Source organism: Sulfurifustis variabilis, from assembly GCF_002355415.1.
Taxonomy (GTDB): domain Bacteria; phylum Pseudomonadota; class Gammaproteobacteria; order Acidiferrobacterales; family Sulfurifustaceae; genus Sulfurifustis; species Sulfurifustis variabilis.
The window spans coordinates 1,883,862-1,898,737 of the sequence record NZ_AP014936.1 but is presented as its reverse complement, the minus strand read 5'-3'; the positions used below and the strand labels follow the sequence as shown (position 1 = coordinate 1,898,737).

Below are 14,876 nucleotides of genomic sequence, written 5' to 3'. Positions count from 1 at the left end.
CGTCACCCTGAGAGGAATTCGATGACCCGCTGCGCCACGAGGGAGCTCACCCGCCGGTTGGATTCCTGGGTGAGCCCGGCGATGTGCGGGGTGAGGATCAGGTTCGGGGCGCCGGCGAGCGGGCTGCCCGCGCGCAGCGGTTCTTCCGCGTAGACGTCGAGCGCCGCGCCGCCGAGATGGCCGCTCCGCAGCAGCTCCGCGAGCGCCGTCTCGTCCACGACGCCGCCGCGCGCGGTATTGACGATCACCGCGCCGCGTTTCAGCCGGGCTAGGCGAGGCCGATCCAGCAGCCCGCGCGTCGCGTCGGTCAGCGGCACGTGCAGCGACACCGCGTCCGCCACCGCGAGGAGCTCGTCGAGCCCGACGAGTCGGACGTCGAGCTCCCGGAGCAGCGGGAGCTGCGTATCGATCGCGGGGTCGTGCGCCACGGCACGGGCGCCCAGCGCCCGCGCCAGGCGCGCGGTCAGCTGACCGATGCCGCCGAAACCGACCAGGCCGAGCGTCTTGCCGGCGAGCTCCCGGCCGGCGCTGAGGGCGGTCCGGGGCCACCGGCCTTCCGCGACCTCGGCGCTCGAGCCGTACGCGCCGCGCAGGAGCATCATGACCGTGCAGACGACGTACTCGGCGACGGCCTGCGCGTTCGCCCCGGTCGCCGGAATGACCTCGATCCCGCGCGCGCGGCAGGCGGCGAGATCGATGTTGTCGAGCCCGACGCCGAGCCGCCCGACGACGCGCAGGCGCGGTGCGGCCGCGACCAGCGTGGCGTCCACGCGGGTGCGGTTCCGCACGATGAGCGCGTCGGCTTCGGCGAGCGCCGCGTGCAGGCGGGCGGTATCGTCGACCAGCGCCGCGTCGTACTGCGTGTCGAAACGGGCGGCGAGCTCCGCCACCGCCGGCCCGTCCATGAACTCGCTGATCACGACGCGCATCGCGATGCCTCTTCCGGGGATTCGAGCAGGGTTTCGCCCGGCCGCACGCGCGTGAACGCGACCGGCTCGAAGCGGACGTCGAAGGCGTCCTCGCGCCACTCCAGGCGGGTGTAGGCGGCCTGTGCCGGAGGAGGGGAGTCGGGGAAATCCTCGCGGTAGTGCGCGCCCACGGAGTTTTCGCGCGCGGCCGCGGCGGCCGTGATCGCGCGGCTCACGAAAACCAGGTTGCGCAGATTCAGCCAGTCGTGCCAGGTGAGATTGAAGGCGCGCCCGCCGTCGGCGATCCCCGTCCCCTCGATGCGTTCGGCGAGACCGCGCAGGCCGGCGCCGGCGCGCGCGAGGCCGGCGGCGTCCCGCAGGATGCCGACGTCGTCCCACATCAGCTCGAAGAGCGCCTCGCGCAGGGCGTTCACGTCGCCGGCCGGTCGCCGGAAGGGTCGCTCGCAAATCTCGATCGCCTGCTCGATCGCGGCGGAATCGGGCGGTGGGGTCGCCTTCCCCGTTCGTTCCACCCATTCCACCATGCGATCGCCGGCCACCGCCCCGAACACGGTCGAGTTCGCCACGCCGTTGCCGCCGAGGCGATTCGCGCCGTGCACGCCGCCCGTGTCCTCGCCGGCGGCGTACAGGCCGGGCAGGACCGTGCTGCAGTCCGGGCGGAAGACCACCCCGCCCATCATATAATGTGCGGTCGGCACGACCTCGACGAGCCCGCCCGCCAGGTCGAACCCGCAGTCCCGGCAGCGCTCGACCATTCCCTTGAACTGGCGGCGCACGTTCTCGGCGCCCAGGTGGCTCATGCGGAGGTAGACGCCCCCGTTCGGCGAGGCGCGGCCGGCGCGGATTTCGGCGGCGATCGCGCGCGAGACGATGTCGCGCGTGGCCCGTTCGCCGCGCGGATCGTAGTCCGCCATGAACCGCTCCATCCGGCCGTTCAGCAGATGTCCGCCCGCGCCGCGCAAGCCCTCCTCGAGCACCGTTCCCGTCATGCGCGTGTCCGGTCCGGCGAGCAGTCCGGTCGGGTGGAACTGCACCATCTCGAGATCGCGCAGTGCGAGCCCCGCCTGCAGCGCCATCGCGAGCCCGTCGCAGCTCTTGTCGCCCGAGGGCGTGTGGTACTTGTACATCGTGGGTCCGCCGCCGGTCGCGAGCAGCACGGCGCGTGCCGCCGCGTACACGTACTCGCCCGTGCGCATGTCGATGAAGAGCACGCCGGCGATCCGGCTCCCGTCGGCCGCACGGACGAGCGCCACGGCGCGGTGCTCTTCCAGCCGCTTCACGCCCCGCGCCCAGACCTGCTCGCTCAGGCGGTTGATGATCTCGATGCCCGTCAGGTCGCCCTTGTGCACGGTGCGATCGAAGGTCTGCCCGGCGAAGGCCTTCTGGTGCACGGTGCCGTCGGGGTTGCGGTCGAAGAAACACCCGTAACGGTTCTCGAGCTCCCGGATGCGCTCCTGGGCCCCGGTGACGAGGAGCCAGGCCAGGTCCTGGTCCGGCAGCCACTTGCCGCCTTCCAGGGTATCCATGAAGTGGCGCTCGCGGGAATCGCCGGGCGCGAGCGCGACGTTGTAGCCGCCCTGGACCATGCGCGTGCAGCCGCACTTCCCGAGCAGGCCCTTGACGGCGACCGTGACGGAGAGGCGGGAGGCTGCGTCGTGCGCGTGCAGCGCCGCGAAGAGCCCCGCGCCGCCGCTGCCGAGAATCAGGATGTCCGTCTCGAGCTGCCTCAACGCCGCACCCCGAGATCGGCGAGGGCGCGTTCGCGGCGTGCGGCGGCGTCGTCCTGCACCTGGCGATAGACGCTGCCGCCGTGGCTGTCCATCGCGACGAGCAGCGGCCCGAAGTCGCGGATGCGGAACTTCCACAGGCTCTCCGGGTTGAGATCGTCGAGGTCCACGTCCTCGATCGCCTCGATCCACGTCGTCTCGAGCGCGGCCGCTCCGCCGACGATGGCGAGGTATGCGCCGCCGAGGTCCCGGAACGCCTCGAGGGTATCCTGGCCCATGCCGCCCTTGCCCACGATGAGGCGCACGCCGTATTGCGCCATGAGCGGCCGGGTGAAGCGTTCCATGCGCGCGCTCGTGGTCGTGCCCACGCAGAGCGGCGCGTAGCCCGCCGGGTGCGCGGCGCTCTTTTCCACCCGGCGCACGTTGGGCGCAGTGTGGATCACGGCGTGGCCCCGCAGATCGAAGCGCGACGTGCGCCCGCGATCGAAGATGTGTATCAACGTCGCGTCGCGGATGCCATAGAGCGTGCGCTGCAGCGTGACCGTGTCGTTCACGCGCAGGCGCCGGACGTGGTCGTCGTCGACAGGCAGGGTCAGTTCGTAGTGCGCCATGGCTATGAGACAAGCTTGATGTTGAAAGTTGAATTTTGAATGTTGAATTCTGGTCGTGCGCGTCGCGCACCCGTTGATTCAACATTCAGCATTGAGCATTCAACATTGCCATTAAAACCCGTAAGTGACGCCCTGCGGCGTGAACGTCGCGGTCGCGCGTCGCGCCGAGTGGCACTGCATGTTGACGGCGACCGGATTCATGGTGATGTGCGTCGCCGCGAGCTCGACGTGGACCGCGAAGGCGGTCGCGTCGCCGCCGAGCCCCTGGGGTCCGACGCCCAGCGTGTTCACGGCCTTCGTCAGCTCCCGCTCGAGCGTCGCGCCCTCCGGGTCCGCGCAGTGCGTGCCGAGCGCGCGCGTGGCCGCGAGCTTGGCCAGGTGTACGCACAGATCGGCCGTTCCGCCGACCCCGACGCCGACGATCGTGGGCGGGCAGGTCCTGCCGCCGGCCTCGAGCACGCAGTCGATCACGAAGCGCTTGATGGCGTCGACGCCCTCGGCGGGAATCGCCATCCGGAGCCAGGAGTTGTTCTCCGACCCCGAACCCTTGGGGATCATCCCGATCGTCAGCTCCTCGGGGCGGTCGCTGTACTCGAAGCGGATGTCCGGGATGCGTGGCCCGGTGGAGGTGTGCGCGTTCTCCCGCGTAAGGGGGTGCACCACCGAGGAGCGCAGCGGATGCTCGCGCGTCGCGCGCTCGCAGCCGCGGCGGATGGCCGCGGCGAGGTCCACGCCGTCGACGAGCACGTTGCGCCCGATCGTGACGGTGTAGATCGGCAGGCCCGTGTCCTGGCAGAGCAGGTTGTCCGTTGCCTCGGCGACCTCGATGTTCCGGATCATCGTGCCGAGCACCGTCTTCGCCGTCGCCCGGGTCTCGCGCCCGACGAGCTCGGCGAAGCCCCGCTTGATGTCGTCGGGCAGTATCTTCAGCGCCCGGATGTAGAGCTCTTTTGCGGCGGCCTCCACGGCCTCGAGATCGACGTCCATCGTTCCTCCGGTCAGCGCTGCATGCCCCACTTGCGCACGGTCCGCTCCTCGATCCAGCGGAAGACCACGTTCTCCACGAGCAGGCCGATGATGATCACGGTGCCGAGGCCGGCGAACACGTAGGCGATCTCGAGCTCGTTCTTGTTCTCGAAGATGAACCAGCCGAGGCCGCCCGACCCGGAGCTGACGCCGAACACGAGCTCGGCCGCGATCAGCGTGCGCCACGCGAACGCCCAGCCGATCTTGAGGCCGGCGAGGATCGAGGGGAAGGCGGCGGGAATCAGGATGCCGGCGACGTAGCGCAGTCCCTTCAGCCCGTAGTTGCGGCCGGCCATGCGCAGCGTATCGCTCACGGCCATGAAGCCGGAATGCGTGTTGAGCGACAGCGGCCAGAGGACCGCGTGGATCAGCACGAAGACCAGGCTGGCGTACCCGAGCCCGAACCAGAGCATCGCGAGCGGCAGCAGGGCGATGGCGGGCAGGGGATTGAACATCGCCGTCAGGGTCGCGAGCAGGTCGTTGCCGAGGCGCGTCGAGACCGCGAGCGTGGTGAGCACGGCGGCGATGCCCACCCCGGCCGCATAGCCCATCAGCAGCACCTCGATCGACACCCACGCCTTGCCGAGCAGGCCGCCGTCGACGAGCGCGTCCCAGAAGGCGCGCGCGGTGTCGGCGAACGTCGGGAACATGAGCGGGTTGTCGAGATAGCTGGCGTAGACCTGCCACGCGACCGCGAGCAGCACCAGGATGAACACGCGCCGCACGGCGGTGACGTTGGTGATCTTCTCCCAGGCCGAGAGCGGCCGCTCGATGGCGCCCACGTGCGAGACGTCCGAGGTCTGCCGCTCCAGTTCCGGTCTGACGGGGGGAGTGACAAGCGCGGGATTACGCATGGCGGTGCACCTCCTCCTCGACGCGCTCGGCGAACAGCATGTCGTGGATGCGCTGCTGCAGCTTCACGAACTGCTCGCCGCCCATCGTGTCGTGGTCGTACTCGTGCGAATTCAGCTCGGCGCGCACCTGGCCCGGGTGGGGGGACAGGACCAGGATGCGGTTGCCGACGATGATCGCCTCCTCGATGGAGTGCGTGACGAACAGGACCGTGAAGCGGACCTCCTCCCACAACCGCAGGAGCTCTTCCTGCATCTTGCGGCGGGTGAGGGCGTCCAGCGCCGCGAACGGCTCGTCCATGAGCAGGATGTCCGGTTCCATGGCGAGCGCCCGCGCGATCGCCACGCGCTGCTTCATGCCGCCGGAGAGCATGTGGGGGTACGCGTCCGTGAACTTCGTCAGGTTCACCTTGGCGATCGCGGCCCGGGCGCGCTCCTCGGCCTCGGCCGCCTTGAAACGGTGGCAGCAGCGCATGGGGAACATCACGTTCTGCTTGACGGTGCGCCAGGGGAGCAGCTGGTCGAACTCCTGGAACACCATCATCCGGTCGGGGCCGGGGCCCCGGACCGGCTTCCCGTTCAGGCGGATCGCCCCCTCGACCGGATCCAGGAACCCTGCCACGCCCTTGAGCAGTGTCGATTTGCCGCAGCCGGAGGGTCCGAGCAGCACGAAACGATCGGCGGGAAAGACGTCGAAGCCCACGCGATAGGTCGCGGTCACGAGGTGCTCCCGGGTCTTGTACTGCAGGGTCACCCCCTCGACCTGCAACAGCGACCGGGCGGCGTCGTTCCCCGCCCAGTCCGCCGCTTCCTGACGCGCCATCCCCATGGTCAGCCCCCGGAGAGGTTGTGGACCTCGGGGAAGAAGTAGTCCTTCCAGCTCTTCGGCCTGTTCCTGAGCGCCTCGACCTTGTGCATGAACTCCGCGTACTTCATGGTGTTGCGCGGCGTCATGGTGAACTCGTTCTCGTCGTCCATCACGATCTTCCGGACGAACTCGGGGTCGAGCTTCGAGTTCGTCTGCTTCATGAAGACGTCCGTGGCCGCGGCCTTGTCCTTGTTGATGATCTCCATCGCTTCCTTCAGGGCGGCGACGAACGCCTGGTAGGTCTTCGGGTTGTCCTTGCGGAACTTCGAGGTCGTCCACACCGTGTTGAACGTCGACTTGCCGCCGAGCACGTCGTAGGAGCTCATCACCTTTCGCATCTTGCCGTCCTGGAGCAGCTGCTGCTGGTACGGCGGGCTCGTCAGGTGCCCGGTGATCTCCGACTGGCCCGAGAGCATCGCGGCGACGCCGTCGGGATGCTTCATGGAGACCGTCAGCTTGTCGAGCCGGTCGTACTGGTCCTGGCCCCACGCCTGTGCCGCCGCCATCTGCAGCGTGCGCGCCTGCACGGACACTTTCACCGCGGGGAGCGCGATCTTGTCCTGCTCGGTGAAGTCCTTGATGCTCTTCACGTTCGGATTGCGCGTGACGAGGTAGAGCGGCATCGAGTTGATCGCCGCCACGCCCTTCACGTCCAGGCTGCCTTTCGTCTTGTCCCAGATGGTGAGGAGCGGCCCGACGCCGCCGGAGGCGAAGTCGAGGTTCCCGGAGAGCAGCGCGTCGTTCATCGCCGCGCCGCCGCCGAAGCGAGACCACGTGACCTTGATGTCGCCGAGGCCGAGCTGCTTCGCGTGCTTCTCGAGCAATCCCTTCTCCGCCATCATCTGCAGCGGCAGATAACCGATGCCGAACTGCTGCGCGATGCGGACCTCCTTTACCTCGGCGAAACCGCTGGCCGCGAAGAACGCGATGCCCAGACCGAGGATCGATGCCGCCACTGCTCGTATCGTCGTTCTCATCTTCTCCTCCTTCTCGCTGGTGTAATGCGGTGCGTGTTAGCTATTTTGACCCGCCTCGGCCGGGGATGGCGTCATCCCCGCAGCAGAAGCGTGCCGCCGGACAGCAGGAACAGGCCGAGCACGATGCGCTGGAATCCCGGCTCTTCGACGAGATCGTAGATCCGGAGCCCGACGAGCGCGCCGATCGCGAGCGCGGGCAGGCTCAGCGCGAAATGCACGAACGTCGCGCGGGTAACGGCTCCGGCGCCGCCGAGCCACCCGAGCGTCACGACGTGGATGATCAGGATGTACGGCTGGAAGACGCCGCGCTGCTCGCGCTTGCTCCAGCCGCGCAGACCGGACCACAGCGTGGGCACCAGCCCGTTCAGGCTGGTCGCCCCGCCGAGGAAGCCGCCCACCATGCCGATGAGGCCGTCGAGCAGCCGTCCCGGTCCCGCGCGCAAGCGCAGCACGGGAGGCACTGACCGGGCGAGCCGCCAAAGGCTGTAGAGAACGAGCAGCGCGCCCACGGTCGCCCGCAGCCAGCGCGCATCGACGGTCGAGAGTGCGGCGACCCCCAGCGGCACCCCGGCGAAACCGCCCGCCAGGAACGGCCACAGGCGCGCCGGTTCGATGTCGCGCCGCAGGCGCCACACGAGCGCCAGATTCAGCAGGAGCGAGCAGAGCACCACCAGGCTCACGACCTCGCGCGGAGGCAACACGTGCATCCACACGGCCGTGCCGATCAGCGCGAAGGCGAAACCCGCGCTGCCGGACGACACTGCACCGAGAAACGCGCCGCACAGGATCACTCCATACTCAAACCACATTCAGGGCGAACACCAGCGCCGCGGCGAGGCTCGTCCCGGCCGCGGCCGCGAGGAGACCTTTCTGCCACTCGCGCCAGGCGAGGAACTCGAGCATCAGCAGCCGCAGGCCGCCCGTCAGGTGCGCCGCGAGCAGCAGCACGAGCCCGACCTCGGCGAGCTTCACGACCGGCTGCTCGGTCCAGCGCAGAAAGCCGTCGAGGCGCTCGGCCCCCCGCAACGCCTGCGCGAGCGCCCAGAAATGCAGCGGCAGGAACGCCGCGAGCAGGAGCCCCGAGAGGCGGTGCACGAGGAACGCCCACCAGGCCGGGTGGTTGCGCGCGCGCCAGTCGCTCATGTCGCGGTCACCGCCCACGTCGCTTTCAGCCCGAGGAACGCGAGCGCGATGCCCGCCGCGACGGCCGCGATCTCGAGCGACCGCCCGTGCCAGCCGAGCCACTCGCGCGCGATGACCCGCAAGCCGATCGCGCCGTGCGCCGCGGCCGCAAGCGCGAACAGCGCGTAGAAGGCGAACCAGCCGGCGTGGCCCTGGAGGCGCCCGAGTATCTCCGCGGCCGTGAGCCCCCCGCGCACCGCGTACGCGACGGTGACCAGGTGAACCGCGACGAACACGGCGAGCAGCCCCGCCGTCGCGCGCTGCGCGAGCCACAGCCGCGTCTCGGCCGCGGCGCTCACAGGGCACCCCGAATCAGGGCCCGGACACTCATACGCTTCAGTCCGGCGATACCGGCGGTGGGTGAGATGCCCTTCGGGCAGCGTTCCGTGCAGCTCAGCTGCGTGTGGCACGCGTGGCAGCCGGCGTCGCCCGCCACGGCCCGCAGGCGCGCACCGTGCGCCGCGTCCCGGGCGTCGTTCATCAGGGTCCAGGCGCGGTTGAGCGCGGCCGGCCCGAGGTAAGCCGGGTTCCAGGCGACGACATCGCACGAGGCGTAGCAGACGGCGCACCCGATGCACTCGATGCCCGCTTCGGCGGCCCGGCGCTCGCCGGAATCGGGCGCGATGCGCGCGAAATCGGTCGACGCGGGCGCGCTCGGCTCGAACCGCCCCCGGGCGCGCTGCCATTTCTCGAAGAAGACATCGAGATCGCAGACGAGGTCCCGGATCACCGGGAGGTTGGCGAGCGGGGCGATCTCGAGCCGCCCGTGGGGCGCGACGCGGGCGACGTGGGTGCGACAGGTCCACCGCGCGACGCCGTTGACGGTCATCGCGCAGGAACCGCACATGCCGACCCGGCAGGCGAAACGGTAGGCGAGGGTGGGATCGATCCGCCGCTGGATGTGCGTCACCACGTCGAGCACCGTCTGGCTCGCACGCCGCGGCACGGAGTACTCGCGGAAGGCGCCGACCGCGCCCCCGCGCCACACCGAGACCGAGAGCGACTCCGTCATCGCCTCGGTCTCCCGGGTCATGCGCTCCGGTAGAGCTTCGTGAGGACGAACTCCCGGTGGCCGAGCGCCTCGGCCGCCGTCAGCCGCCCGTTCGCGGTGCGGAGCATCATGTCCAGCAGCTTGTCGCCGGCCTGATCCAGGGTCAGCTCGCGCTGCAGGATGCCGGACGTGTCCACGTCCACGTGCTCGCGCATCGTGCGCACGGTGCGCGGATTCGCCGTGAGCTTGATGACCGGCAGGATCGGGTTGCCGATGATGTTGCCCTGACCGGTGGGGAAGAAGTGCACGACGTAGCCCGAGGCGGCGCACAAGGTGACCATCTCGGCGGCCGCGGAGGAGGAGTCCATGAACCAGAGGCCGGGCCCGGTCGGCGTCTCGGCCGGCGCGAGCACGCCGTCCACCATGCACTTCTTGCCGATCTTCTGGATGTTGCCGAGCGCCTTCTCCTCGATGGTGGTCAGGCCGCCTTCGATGTTTCCCTTGGTCGGCTGCGACTCGGAGAGGTCGTTGGTCTTGTTCGCGAGGATGAAGTCGTTGTAGGCGGACCAGGTGTCCATGAACTTCTTCGCGATTTCCGGCGTGCGGCAGCGGTCGCGCACCAGGTTCTCGCCGCCCGTGATCTCCGAGGTCTCGCCGAACACCAGCGTGTTGCCGTTCTCGTAGAGCTTGTCGAAGGCGTTGCCGACGGTCGGGTTGGCGCCGCACCCCGAAGTGGTGTCGGATTCGCCGCACTTGGTCGATACCCAGAGGTCGCGGATCGGGCACGCCTCGCGCCGGAGCTCCGACGCCCACTGCACGTACTCCTTGGCAGTCCACGAGGCGTCGGCGATCGTCTTGATGTCGCCGTTCTGCTCGATGCTGAAGCCCTTGACCGGCTTGCCGGTCTTCGCGATGCCGTCGACGACGCGCTGGGTCCAGCCCGGCTCGATGCCGATCACGACGACGGCGGCGACGTTGGGGTTGGCGCCGGTACCGATGATCGTGCGGAAGTGGAGCTCGAGGTCGGCGCCGAACTGCAGCCGCCCGTACGGGTGCGGAATCGCGAGCGCGCCCTTGATGTTGTTCGCCACGGCCTCGCAGGCCGCGTTCGAGAGGTCGTCCACGGGGAGGATGATCACGTGATTGCGGACGCCGACGCGGCCGTTCTCGCGCCGGTAGCCCAGGAAGGTTTCGTTCAACATGCCTACCACCTCCGGGTCTTCAGATTGTGCACGTGCACGTGCTGGCCGGTCCGGATCGGCGCGACCGTGCGCCCGATGTCGACGCCGTACTTGATCACCGCGGCGTCGTTGGGCAAATCCTTGAGCGCGAACTTGTGGCCGATCGGAATGGGGTCGACGACGCGTGCGCGCACGGTCTCGTTCTCCTCCATGATCCAGCCGGTGAGTTCCTGGCCGGCCTTGACGCCTTCGGTGACGACGACTCCGACGGAGTCGCCCTTGTCGTGAACAATGAAGTGGATCATGCACACTCCTTCGGGAACGGTGAGCCCGGCGTGACGAGAGGGGGCGTCGGACCGCGGTCGCCCGGACGCGCGCGACGCCGATCGCCGGATGATGCCCCCGCGCGCGCACGGAGTCAACTAGGTCATATATATGACTGGCGGAAGCGGCCGGCGCTATAATGCGCGCACCCCACACGGCGGGAGCGCCGCGGTGCAAAGCCCGTTATACCGTCACGTGATCTCGCAGATCACGCAGAAGCTCGAGTCCGGCGAGTGGCGCTCGGGCGAGACGATCCCGAGCGAACCGCGGCTCGCGCAGCAGTTCCACGTGAGCGTCGGCACGATCCGCAAGGCGATCGACGAGCTCGTCGCCGGCCAGATCCTCGTGCGGCACCAGGGGCGCGGGACGTTCGTCTCGACCCACTCCGAGGACCACTACCGCTACCACTTCTTTCATATCGTGGACGCCGACGGGACGAAGCGCTTCCCGGCCGTGGAGCTGCACGCGTTCCGGCGCGGCCGGGCGGACGGGAGCGAGGCCGCGAAGCTCGGACTGAAGCGGGGCGCCCCCGTGATCCGTGTGGTCAACCTGCTCCGGCTGGACGACGACCCGGTCGTCCTCGACCGCATCACCATCGCCGCGCAGCAGTTCCCGGGGCTCACGCGCGCGATCTTCGTCGCGCGGCCGGGCACGATCTACCACCTGTACCAGGAACGCTACGGCGTGAGCGTCATCCGTGCGGTCGAGAGGCTGCGGGCGGTGACCGCCGACGGCGCCACGGGGAAGGCGCTCGGCGTGCGCGCCGGGGACCCGCTGCTCGAGATCGAGCGCGTCGCCTATACCTATCGGGACCGCCCGGTCGAGCTGCGCGTGAGCCAGGTGAACACCGGGCACCACGCCTACCTGAGCGAGCTCGGGAAGGGAGCTTAGAAAAGCAATTTTGAATGCTCAATGGTGAATGTTGAATCGAAGGTCTCGCAAAGCGCGCACCAGGATTCAACATCAGCCCTCAACATTCAAGATTCGCCCAGCGGCTGCATGATCCGGTAGAGCTCGCGCTTCGCCTCGAAGCCGATGCCGGGGACGTCCGGCAGGCGCACGTAGCTGTCTTCCACGGGAATGTCGTCCGCGAAGCCGCCGAAGGGCTGAAACACGCCGGGATAGGACTCGTTGCCGCCCAGTCCGAGCCCGGCGGCGATGTTGAGCGAGAGCTGATGGCCGCCGTGCGGGATGCAGCGGCGCGCGGACCATCCGTTCGCGTTCAGCATCTCGAGCGTGCGCAGGTACTCGACCAGGCCGTAGGAGAGGGCGCAGTCGAACTGCAGCCAGTCGCGATCGGGACGCAGGCCGCCGTAGCGGATCAGGTTGCGCGCGTCCTGCATTGAGAACAGGTTCTCGCCGGTCGCCATCGGCCCGTCGTAGTGTCCGGCCAGCTCGGCCTGCAGGGCGTAGTCGAGCGGATCGCCGGCCTCCTCGTACCAGAAGAGCCGGTAGGGGGCGAGCGCCCTCGCGTAGGTGATGGCGGTATCGAGATCGAAGCGTCCGTTGGCATCGACGGCGAGCCGATCGCCGGAGCCCACGATCTTCAGCACCGCCTCGATCCGACGCAGGTCCTGGCCCAGGTCCTCGCCGCCGATCTTCATCTTGACCACCCGGTAGCCGCGATCGAGGTAGCCTTTCATTTCGTCCTGCAGCGCCTTCACGTCCTTGTTCGGGTAGTAATAGCCGCCGGCGGCATACACGAACACGCGGTCGTCCGCCTGCCCGTTGCGGTAGCGTTCGGCGAGCAGCCGGTAAAGCGGCTTTCCTTCGATCTTGGCGACCGCGTCCCACACCGCCATGTCGATCACGCCGACGGCGACCGAGCGCTCGCCGTGGCCGCCCGGCTTCTCGTTGATCATCATGCGCGCCCAGATGCGGTGCGGGTCCAGATTCGTGCCCGCGTCGTTCAGGAGCGAGGCGGGCTCCGCGCTCATGAGCCGCGGGATGACGCGCTCCCGCAGCAGGCAGCCCTGCGCGTAGCGCCCGTTGGAGTTGAAACCGTAGCCGACGACGGGCCGGCCCTCGCGCGCGACGTCCGTGACGACCGCGACCACGCTGCACGTCATCGCGCTGAAGTCGATGTAGGCATTGCGGATCGCCGAGCTGATCGGCACGGTTTTCTCGCGAATCGATACGATCTTCATAAAGCCCTGACGAGTGCGAAGTGACGAGTGACAGGTCGAGCGCGCGAAGCGCGCCTACAACTTAACACCTCTGCCGGAAACCGGTAACCGCCCTCAGAAGAGGGCGCCGGTCGGCAGCGGCACCAGCAGCCCGTACCGAAAGACGGCATAGAGCCCGAAGACGATGGCGAGGGTGCTCGCGAGATAGGCCATCGCGCGGATCGGGGTCCAGCGATCGTAGTTGGCGACCGCGAGCAGGAGCAGGGCGGCGATGATGCTCGCCGAGAGGAAGCCGAGTCGATCGAGCAGCAGCGCCCAGGCGATCATGATCGCGGCGAGCAGGGCGCGGCGCGCGTGCGAGCCTCCGCCGATCGCCTCCGCGCCGAGATGCGGTTTGAACCAGCGCCAGCCGATGTAGGCGATCGAGAACACGATCATCGCGGAGCCGATGGTGCGCGGAAACACCGAGCCCAGCGGCGACATGTCCTTGGTGTAGTACAGCGCGAGCCCGCCGAGCGCGATGAAGCCGAGCGCCGAGAGCAGGCTCGCGACGTCGCGCCGGGAATGCTCAGTCACCGACCACCTCCGGCCGGCGCATGCGCAGCCGCGCCATCAGCAGGGGATAGAGGAGCGAGAGCAGGATGGCCACGATGATCATGATCGCGATGGGCCGCCCGAAGAACTCCATGACGACGCTGCCGCGCGCGTTGCCGATGAGATAGCCCTGGACGAACCCGGCCTCGGCGATGGGGCCGAGAATGATGCCGAGCACGATCGGGGAAGGCGTATAGCCCAGGCGGTTGAGGAGCCACCCGATCACGCCGAGGCTGACCATGACGGCGACGTCGTTGACGTTGTTGTTCACGGCGTAGCTGCCGATCACCGTCAGAAAACCGATGGCGGGAACGAGGACGGCCTTCGGAATCGTGACGATCGAGCGAAACGCGTAGCGCCCGATCAGCAGGCCCATGGGCAGCATGAGGACGGTCGCGATGAAGAGCCCGAAGATGAACGTGTAGACGATCGAGCTCTGCTCGCTGAAGAGCGACGGGCCGGTGCGAATGCCCTGCACGAGCAGCGCCCCCAGGATCACGGCGTCCGGCGGGGTGCCGGGGATGCCGAGCACGAGCGTGGGGATGAGGCCGCCGCCCACCGTCGCGTTGTTCGCGCTCTCGGTGGCCAGGACACCCTCCGGCTCGCCCTTGCCGAAGTGCATCGCCCGCCTGGACGTGCGGCGCGCCTCCGAATAGGCGACGAGCGAGGCGATGGAGCCGCCGGCCCCGGGGAGGACGCCGATCACGGTCCCGAGCAGCGAGCTCCGGATCAGGTTGAACTTGTGGCGCCATGCGAGCCCGAAACCCTCCCGCAGGCGGAAACCGGCGACCTGGCTGCCGACCTTGAGGTGCGGGTCGGGCGTCGCGACGAGATCGATCATCACCGGGATGCAGTAGAGCCCGATCAGCGCGGCGACCACGTCGATGCCGCCGAGGAGGAGGTGCGTGCCCATCGTGTAGCGGATGTCCCCGCCGACCTCCGCGATGCCGATGGTCGCGAGCAGCAGCCCGAAGCACGCGCCGATCAGGCCCTTCAGCACGTTGCCCTCGCTCAGGGCGCCAATGAGCGTGAGGCCGAAGATCGCGAGCCAGAAATACTCGACCGGCCCGAACGCGAGCGCGAATTCCGCGAGCGGCGGGGCGAGGCCCAGGAGAAACGCCGCGCCCACGAGCCCGCCGAACACCGACGCCAGGCAGGCGATCGTGATGGCGAGATCGCCGTCGCCGCGCTTCGCCATCGGGTAGCCCTCGAAGGTCGTCGCGATGGCCGAGGGCGTGCCCGGCGTGTTGAGCAGGATGGCGGAGTAGGCGCCGCCGTAGATCGCGCCGGTGTAGATCGCGCCGAGGAGGATCAGCGCGGAGGCGGGCGGCACGCCGAAGGTGAAGGGGACGAGAACCGCGACGGCCATGGTCGCGGTGAGCCCGGGCAACGCGCCGATCACCGTGCCCGCCACCACGCCCCGAGGGCGAGGAGGAGGTTGACCGGCGTCAGCGCGTCAACCAGGAAATCGAGCCACGGCATCGCCGTC

At 68.9% G+C, this 14,876-nt stretch carries 15 protein-coding genes and 1 pseudogene; 1 reads left to right on the top strand and 15 read right to left on the bottom strand.

Annotation, left to right across the window (positions count from 1 at the left end):
• Positions 1–2 precede the first annotated feature (2 nt).
• From SVA_RS09090 to SVA_RS09030, 13 genes are all read right to left on the bottom strand, one after another.
• On the bottom strand, positions 3–929 hold the full coding sequence (locus SVA_RS09090) for a hydroxyacid dehydrogenase (protein WP_096460924.1): 927 nt from the start codon (positions 927–929) through the stop codon (positions 3–5).
• Positions 917–2,659 carry an L-aspartate oxidase gene (locus tag SVA_RS09085; RefSeq protein ID WP_096460923.1) on the bottom strand — a complete coding sequence of 581 codons (1,743 nt, stop codon included), beginning with the start codon at positions 2,657–2,659 and terminating at the stop codon, positions 917–919. The genes SVA_RS09090 and SVA_RS09085 overlap by 13 nt, the downstream gene beginning before the upstream one ends.
• The gene (locus tag SVA_RS09080) at positions 2,656–3,267 is read right to left on the bottom strand and encodes a fumarate hydratase C-terminal domain-containing protein (protein ID WP_096460922.1); all 612 of its coding nucleotides are present in this window, start codon (positions 3,265–3,267) and stop codon (positions 2,656–2,658) included. The genes SVA_RS09085 and SVA_RS09080 overlap by 4 nt, the downstream gene beginning before the upstream one ends.
• 111 nt (positions 3,268–3,378) lie before the next feature.
• Positions 3,379–4,254 carry a fumarate hydratase gene (locus tag SVA_RS09075; RefSeq protein WP_096460921.1) on the bottom strand — a complete coding sequence of 292 codons (876 nt, stop codon included), beginning with the start codon at positions 4,252–4,254 and terminating at the stop codon, positions 3,379–3,381.
• An 11-nt stretch (positions 4,255–4,265) separates the two neighbouring features.
• Positions 4,266–5,147, bottom strand: a complete 882-nt coding sequence (locus tag SVA_RS09070; RefSeq protein WP_096460920.1) for an ABC transporter permease — start codon at positions 5,145–5,147, stop codon at positions 4,266–4,268.
• Positions 5,140–5,973 carry an ABC transporter ATP-binding protein gene (locus SVA_RS09065; protein WP_197703439.1) on the bottom strand — a complete coding sequence of 278 codons (834 nt, stop codon included), beginning with the start codon at positions 5,971–5,973 and terminating at the stop codon, positions 5,140–5,142. Before SVA_RS09065 ends, SVA_RS09070 begins: the two co-directional genes overlap by 8 nt.
• 2 nt (positions 5,974–5,975) lie before the next feature.
• On the bottom strand, positions 5,976–6,989 hold the full coding sequence (locus SVA_RS09060; protein WP_096460919.1) for an ABC transporter substrate-binding protein: 1,014 nt from the start codon (positions 6,987–6,989) through the stop codon (positions 5,976–5,978).
• A 71-nt stretch (positions 6,990–7,060) separates the two neighbouring features.
• Positions 7,061–7,798: a sulfite exporter TauE/SafE family protein gene (locus SVA_RS09055; RefSeq protein WP_096460918.1), complete on the bottom strand. Its 738-nt coding sequence runs from the start codon at positions 7,796–7,798 to the stop codon at positions 7,061–7,063.
• Positions 7,788–8,132: a succinate dehydrogenase, cytochrome b556 subunit gene (sdhC, locus tag SVA_RS09050; RefSeq protein ID WP_096460917.1), complete on the bottom strand. Its 345-nt coding sequence runs from the start codon at positions 8,130–8,132 to the stop codon at positions 7,788–7,790. Before sdhC ends, SVA_RS09055 begins: the two co-directional genes overlap by 11 nt.
• The gene (locus tag SVA_RS09045; RefSeq protein ID WP_179948812.1) at positions 8,129–8,470 is read right to left on the bottom strand and encodes a succinate dehydrogenase; all 342 of its coding nucleotides are present in this window, start codon (positions 8,468–8,470) and stop codon (positions 8,129–8,131) included. The genes sdhC and SVA_RS09045 overlap by 4 nt, the downstream gene beginning before the upstream one ends.
• Entirely contained in the window at positions 8,467–9,204 is a 738-nt protein-coding gene (locus tag SVA_RS09040; RefSeq protein WP_197703438.1) for a succinate dehydrogenase/fumarate reductase iron-sulfur subunit, read from the bottom strand. The genes SVA_RS09045 and SVA_RS09040 overlap by 4 nt, the downstream gene beginning before the upstream one ends.
• Positions 9,201–10,364 (bottom strand): UxaA family hydrolase, encoded by a 1,164-nt coding sequence (locus SVA_RS09035; RefSeq protein ID WP_096460916.1) that lies wholly within the window; start codon positions 10,362–10,364, stop codon positions 9,201–9,203. Before SVA_RS09035 ends, SVA_RS09040 begins: the two co-directional genes overlap by 4 nt.
• Positions 10,365–10,366: 2 nt before the next feature.
• Positions 10,367–10,648, bottom strand: coding sequence for a UxaA family hydrolase (locus tag SVA_RS09030; protein WP_096460915.1), 282 nt, complete (start codon positions 10,646–10,648; stop codon positions 10,367–10,369).
• A gap of 190 nt (positions 10,649–10,838) precedes the next feature.
• Here SVA_RS09030 and SVA_RS09025 point away from each other — a divergent pair, with 190 nt between their 5' ends.
• Positions 10,839–11,558 (top strand): GntR family transcriptional regulator, encoded by a 720-nt coding sequence (locus SVA_RS09025; RefSeq protein WP_197703437.1) that lies wholly within the window; start codon positions 10,839–10,841, stop codon positions 11,556–11,558.
• 86 nt (positions 11,559–11,644) lie between these two features.
• Here the strand turns inward: SVA_RS09025 and SVA_RS09020 are convergent, their stop codons facing one another.
• Both SVA_RS09020 and SVA_RS09010 read right to left on the bottom strand, forming a co-directional pair.
• Entirely contained in the window at positions 11,645–12,814 is a 1,170-nt protein-coding gene (locus SVA_RS09020) for a mandelate racemase/muconate lactonizing enzyme family protein (RefSeq protein ID WP_096460913.1), read from the bottom strand.
• A 93-nt stretch (positions 12,815–12,907) separates the two neighbouring features.
• Positions 12,908–14,869, bottom strand: a pseudogene (locus SVA_RS09010) (tripartite tricarboxylate transporter permease).
• Positions 14,870–14,876: the final 7 nt, after the last annotated feature.